Annotated in this window: 6 protein-coding genes and 1 tRNA gene; 1 reads left to right on the forward strand and 6 read right to left on the reverse strand. The window is 69.6% G+C overall.

Annotation, left to right across the window (positions count from 1 at the left end; all coding sequences use genetic code 11):
• The 5 genes from JLI01S_RS16145 to JLI01S_RS16165 all read right to left on the reverse strand — a co-directional run.
• On the reverse strand, window positions 1-1010 hold a 1010-nt coding region (locus JLI01S_RS16145), incomplete at its 3' end, for a DUF222 domain-containing protein (RefSeq protein WP_169797354.1).
• A gap of 234 nt (window positions 1011-1244) precedes the next feature.
• Window positions 1245-1321 (reverse strand) — tRNA-Val (locus tag JLI01S_RS16150).
• Between the two features lie 123 nt (window positions 1322-1444).
• Window positions 1445-2002 (reverse strand): PGPGW domain-containing protein, encoded by a 558-nt coding sequence (locus tag JLI01S_RS16155; RefSeq protein WP_157075021.1) that lies wholly within the window; start codon window positions 2000-2002, stop codon window positions 1445-1447.
• A gap of 26 nt (window positions 2003-2028) precedes the next feature.
• On the reverse strand, window positions 2029-2877 hold the full coding sequence (locus tag JLI01S_RS16160; protein ID WP_068266618.1) for an aminotransferase class IV: 849 nt from the start codon (window positions 2875-2877) through the stop codon (window positions 2029-2031).
• On the reverse strand, window positions 2874-3896 hold the full coding sequence (locus JLI01S_RS16165) for a chorismate-binding protein (protein WP_068266620.1): 1023 nt from the start codon (window positions 3894-3896) through the stop codon (window positions 2874-2876). Before JLI01S_RS16165 ends, JLI01S_RS16160 begins: the two co-directional genes overlap by 4 nt.
• A 208-nt stretch (window positions 3897-4104) precedes the next feature.
• Here JLI01S_RS16165 and JLI01S_RS16170 point away from each other — a divergent pair, with 208 nt between their 5' ends.
• Window positions 4105-4959, forward strand: a complete 855-nt coding sequence (locus JLI01S_RS16170) for a helix-turn-helix domain-containing protein (RefSeq protein ID WP_068266623.1) — start codon at window positions 4105-4107, stop codon at window positions 4957-4959.
• A gap of 22 nt (window positions 4960-4981) precedes the next feature.
• Here the strand turns inward: JLI01S_RS16170 and JLI01S_RS16175 are convergent, their stop codons facing one another.
• On the reverse strand, window positions 4982-5773 hold the full coding sequence (locus JLI01S_RS16175) for a sigma-70 family RNA polymerase sigma factor (protein WP_068266626.1): 792 nt from the start codon (window positions 5771-5773) through the stop codon (window positions 4982-4984).
• Between the last annotated feature and the right edge of the window lie 161 nt (window positions 5774-5934).

Below are 5934 nucleotides of genomic sequence, written 5' to 3' on the forward strand. Positions count from 1 at the left end.
AACCACGTCGCGGTCCCGGCGTCACACAGGCGCAGCAGGTGCTCGCGAGCCATCGCGCCGGGCATCGCACCCCACCCCGGGACCTCGACCTCATCGCCCTCACCGGGCTCCTCGTCCGTGGGCACGACCGCTTCCTCGCGCATCACCAAGGTGACCTCGACCGGCTGGGGCTGACCCTCAGCCCGACCCGACAACAGCTCCAAGGCCATGTCCGCCATCCACGCACCCCGACCCCGCTCATCCGCCACCCGAGCCGCGTCCACCACTGGGTCTCCCGTCGCGACATAGCGGGACTGCTCCGCGCGCTTCAACGCAGCAAACGCCCCGACCACGTCCGTCAGTGGCCCCAGGATGCTCAACCACGCCATCCCATCCGGCGCCGGCCGGACACTGACATTGCGTGAAGCCGCCGCCCTGCGACGACGCCGCACCAACGCCTCCGCATCCAGATCCACCGTGGCCCGATGCGCCGCAGCCGCCAGCTCCTTGTCACTCACCGTCGTCAGGCACCCCGCCAGCCTGCGGTCCGCCTCCAGACGGTCCTCATGACTGAGACACGCGGTCTCACGAGCCACGATCGTCGCCCGCCACTCACTCAACTCACCACACGTCAACGCCGCCAACGTGTGCGGCAGGTCATGCACCAAACCCTTCGCCAACCCCACATGCCGATCCGCCTGCCCCGGCGCACACCGACGAGCCAACGCCAGCTCCGCCCGTGTCGCACGCCGACGACACGACGCCTCACGCGCCGAAATCTCTTCATCCACCGCCTGCTCGGCAACACGGGCGTCGCGATCCTCGACAAAACGAGCCGTCGCCCGAGCCTGCAACGCCGCAGCCGCCCCCTTCGTCGCCTCCAACACAGAGACAACCTCCAACAGCTCCGCCTCGCTCAAACCCTCCGCGCGAGCCGCGGACAACACCTTCAAGGACGCAGCCAAGCGGTCAGGCAGCGCGTCCCCGAGCATCAACTCATCCATCGTGCAGCAGGTCCCCTGATCGGTCATCGCGCCTCCCTTCGCTACGTCCATATTAGTACATATGTTCGAAGAGGAGAAGAGGGTGTGGAGGACGACTTCGCCCTCATCCTCCGTCCCGACAACGCCAGCCTGGCACCGAGGTCCGACAACGCACCCGAGCCACCGTGCCGTCCTGCGGCCCGGGCAGCAGGACACACACCAGGGATGTGGACGTGGGCAGGCAACGACGAAGCCCTGCCTCCGTGGCGGAGACAGGGCTGGTGGTGGACGTAAAGGGACTCGAACCCCTGACCTTTCGCGTGTGAAGCGAACGCTCTAACCAACTGAGCTATACGTCCGTGGTGCTCCCCGGGCCAGCGTCCCGGCCGAGCAACCAGAGCAGAGTACCCGGCGCCCTCCTCAAGGTGCCAATCGGCTCCCTTCGGCAGGCAGGCTCTGGGCCTCGAGGGCCGTCGCACACCTCAGGCAGCGCTCAACCCCGGGACCTGCAGCAGCAGGCCCTCCACCTGGTCCGGCGTCCACCCAGGCACCCCCGTGATGAGCAGCGCGACCCAGAAGCAGAACCAGCCGAAGGCCGCGGAGAGCAGCAGCATCGGGATCTTCGCCTTCCACGGCAGCGCCCGCACGAACTGGTCGAAGGCCTTGACCTCGGCCTTGACGAACTGGGTCACCCGGCGGGCCCAGAGGAACTCGGTGCTCCACAGGAAGAGCCCGATGAAGATGACGGCCCACCCAGGGCCGATGAGCGGCACCATCGGGATGCCCGCGATGATGAGCACCAGCCCCAGGATGGCGATGACGACACGGTAGAGCGGTCCGGTCACCGGGTTGGTGCGGATCGTCCGGCGCCACGCGATGGGGTCCTCGTGCGCATCGATCTTGCCGTCCTCGCCGAAACGGTCGAGCAGCTCCTGGCGCACGATCGCGTGCTGCTCCCGACGGATGTCCCGGTAGGAGCGACGGTGCCCCTGCTCGTCCTTGCCCCGGCCGGCGCACTTGGCGCTGGTGTCCACGTCCACGTCCCCCATTGTGGTCACCACGGCGCTCAGGGATTGAGGTCCGCGGAGGACGCCTTGGCGAAGGCTTCGCTCACTCGAGCCGTGATCGGTCCGGGCGCCTCCAGCTGTCGGCCGTCGATGGCGTGGATCGGCTGGACATCACGCGTGCTGCTCGTGAGGAAGGCCTCCTCGACGCTCTCGAGCACGGTGAAGGGCATGGTCTCCTCGACCACGTCGATGCCCACCTCGCGCGCATACTCGATGGCCAGCTCGCGGGTGACCCCGGCAAGGCAGGCGCTCTCGAGCGGCGGGGTGCGCAGCACACCGTCGACGACGACGAAGATGTTGCTGCCGGTCCCCTCGCACAGCTCGTCACGGTCGTTGGCGAAGATCGCCTCGCTCCCGCCCTTGGCCTTGGCGTGCGCCAGGGCGATCACGTTGTCCGCGTAGGACGTCGTCTTCAACCCCGCTGTCGCGGCCCGCGAGTTGCGCGTCCACGGCACGGTGGCGACCGCGGTGGTGTCGGCGAAGGGGGCGACCTCGGTGGCCGTCACGATGTAGGTCTGTCCTTGGTCACCACGGTCGGAGCCGAGCGGCCCCGGCCCGCCGGTGATGGTGTAGCGCAGGCGTCCGAAGCTGATCATCTGGCCCGCTGCCAGCACGGCGTCGATGCCCTGCTGCAGCCGCTCCCGCTCGACGGGCGGCAGGCCCAGGCCGGCGAGCGTGCGGTCCATGCGGGCGATGTGCCGGTCGGCGGCGAAGACCTCGCCGTCGACGATCTTGCACGTCTCGAACGCACCGTCGCCGACCGTGATGCCGTGGTCGAGCGCCGCGAGCGCTGGCTCGTCCGCCCCCACGAGTGATCCGTTGACCCAGACCCTGACCTCGTTGCTCATGTCCCCACTCTTCCAGATGCCAGCCCGACGAGGGTGCGTGCCTTGAGCTCGCACTCAGCCCACTCCCCCTCGGGGTCCGATGCCCACGTGATGCCCGCTCCGGTCCCGAAGCGCAGCCGGCGCACCCCGTCGGGATCCACCGTCGCGTAGAACGTGCGGATCCCCACGGCGAGTTCCCCGCGCGGCCCCTGCGGATGATCGGCGTCGATCCAGCCGACGGCCCCGCAGTACGGCCCGCGCGGCACGGGCTCGAGGTCAGCGATGACGGTCAGCGCGCTGGACTTCGGTGCACCGCTGACCGATCCGGGTGGATGGCAGGCGGACAGCACGTCGGCCCAGGTCGTACCGCGCCGCAGCGTGCCGGCCACGTCACTCACCAGGTGGACGAGACCGGGGTGCTCCTCCGGGCCGCACAGACGCTCGACGACGACGCTGCCGGGCTCGCAGACGCGCTGCAGGTCGTTGCGCACGAGGTCGACGATCATGACGTTCTCCGCGACGTCCTTGGCCAGCATCTGCGAGATGGTCGGTGCCGTTCCCTTGATGGGGCTGGACAGCAGCCGGTCACCGGTACGCGTCAGGTACCGCTCGGGCGAGGCGGTCACCACGTCCACCCCGGCTGAGGGCACGTGCACGACGCCGGCGAAGGGAGCGGGGTTGCCCTGCGCGAGGACCGCGGCCAGATCGGGCAGCCGGGCGTGCTCGGGCAACGGCGCCTGCAGCATGGTCGTGAGGTTGACCTGGTAGACGGTCCCGGCAGCGATCCGTGCGCGGACCTCCTCCACTCCTGCGACATAGGCCGCACGGTCCAGCGACGAGGTCCAGTCGGTGACGGGTTGCCAGCGAGACGGGTCGCCGGGTGCGGCTCCGCCTTCGGTGCGTCGGGCGAAGCGGACGGCTGTGAGCGCACCCTCGAAGTCGAGCACCACGGCCCAGCACCCGGACTCGAGGTCGGCCGGGTCATGGCTGACCTCGACCGGGTCTGACCACGTCGTCGACCCGAAGTGCGCGAACTCCACAGGGGGAGCATAGGCGGACGCAGCAGGCGGCAAGTCAGCGGCAACAGTCCCCTGAACCTCTGGCCCCCGGACGCTCTGCCGCCATACCTTGACCTCGCGAGCTCCGGGGGTCGAGGGACACGGGGGCCGTCCTCGTCGAGGGCGGCCCCTCTCCGCCATCGACGGGGCACGACATGACGAAGCGAGTGTGTTCAGGCAAGGTGTTGGCATGAGGCAGTCCCCCGGCGGCACCTGGTTGCACCGGCTCCGCCGGGAGAGCGGCCGCACTCAGGGCGAACTCAGTCGCCTGTCGGGGGTCAGCGTGCGCACGATCCGCGGCCTCGAGCGCGGCGAGATCCTCACCCCGCAGATCGCGACCCTGCAGCAGCTCGTCCTCGCTCTCCAGCTGGGCCCCCAGGCCCAGGCCGAGTTCATGCATGCCTGGGCCACGCCACCGCAGGCCGGCTTCGACGAGCTCCTGGTCGACCCCAACCTGAGCGAGGTGGAGCAGATCGATGCGCTCACCCGATCAGCCCTGGGCAGCTATCGCGTCATCAGCCAGGTGTGGCGCACCCGGGTGTCGGCGGGCCGCCGCCTCGTCCACACCGCGTGCCACTCGGCGGTCGTCGCCGTCGAGGACCGGCTCGACCGCGTCTTCAACGTCCAGAGCGGGGACGCGGGGACACGGGCCGAGGATCTGGAGTTCGTGCCACTCCTCGGATGTCGTCTTGGCAATCGCTGGGACTTCGCAGAGAGCAATGTCGCCGTCTTCGAGGTCGTGCTCCCGCGCCAGCTGGCGAAGGGAGAGCCGCACGCCTACGCGTACGAGATCCTCGACCGCGGCGAGCCCGGTCGCGGGCTGGCCGACTCCGACGGGTTCGTCTGGGGGCCGCCCCACACAGCACGCTCGGTCATCGTCTCGGTGGAGTTCGAGGTCGCGCCCGCACGGGTCACCCGGTTGGAGCGCGCCCCCGGCCAGGACTTCGTGCCGCTCGGGGACGTCGAGCTCGACGACGCCAACCGGGCCTCGCTCGTGATGGAGGACGCCGGTCCGGGCGCCTTCGGCTTCACGTGGACCTGGTGAGCCGGAGCTCGCCGGCCTGCCGTCATGCCTCGATGCGCGCCCGCAGACGGGAGCAGATCGAGCTGATGATCCTGGAGACCTGCATCTGGCTGACGCCGATGCGCTCACCGATCTGCCGCTGGGTCATGTCTCCACCGAAGCGGAGGCTGATGATCTGCCGCTCCCGCTCGTCGAGCTCCTCCTCCATCGCGGCGCGGAGGGAGATGAGGGTGATGCTCTTGTCGTACGGGTCCTCGCCGGCGTCCGCCAGGACGTCACCCAGGGAGGGCCCGGTCCCGTCCGCGGCCGGCTGGTCCAAGGACGTGGAGCGGTAACGCTCCCCCGCAGCCCGCGCCTCGCGCACCTCCTCAGGGGAGATCCCCCCTTCGTCGGCGACCTCGGCGATCGTCGGCTCACGGTGGAGGCGCTGCTGCAGAGTGGTCGTCGTCTCCCGCACCCGCTGGTGCAGCTCCTGCAGCCCGCGCGGCGGGCGTACCGCCCAGCCTTGGTCGCGAAAGCACCTCTTGAGCTCCCCCGAGATGGTCGGCGCCGCAAAAGCGGTGAAGCCGAACCCGCGCTCGGGGTCGTAGCGGCGAGCCGCCTGGACGAGACCGAGCATGGCCACCTGGACGAGGTCGTCGAGCTCGATGCCTCGCCCGGCAAACCGGGAGGCCAGACCAACGGCCAGACCCTGGTTGTCGACCACGACCTGCTCACGCAGCCGGGCCGCCTCGGCGGGGTCGCTCTCGCGCAGAGCTTGGCCGAGGATCCGCGCTGCGTGCTGGTCCCTGTCCCCGTGGGTTGCCCTGCGCTCTTCGGAGCTGACTTCAGACATGCTGCGGCCTCTCTTCACACGAAGAAGACGCCAGCCACGGTCTCGAGCCGACACGATGCCTAAAGACAAGCACAGTGAGCCACAGCACGCAACGGGAAGTGCACACCGAGGTGCCTTCCGATGCATGGCACGGGGACCGGCGGGTAGCGTCCGGGCGAGCC

The organism is Janibacter limosus NBRC 16128 (assembly GCF_001570985.1).
GTDB lineage: Bacteria > Actinomycetota > Actinomycetes > Actinomycetales > Dermatophilaceae > Janibacter > Janibacter limosus.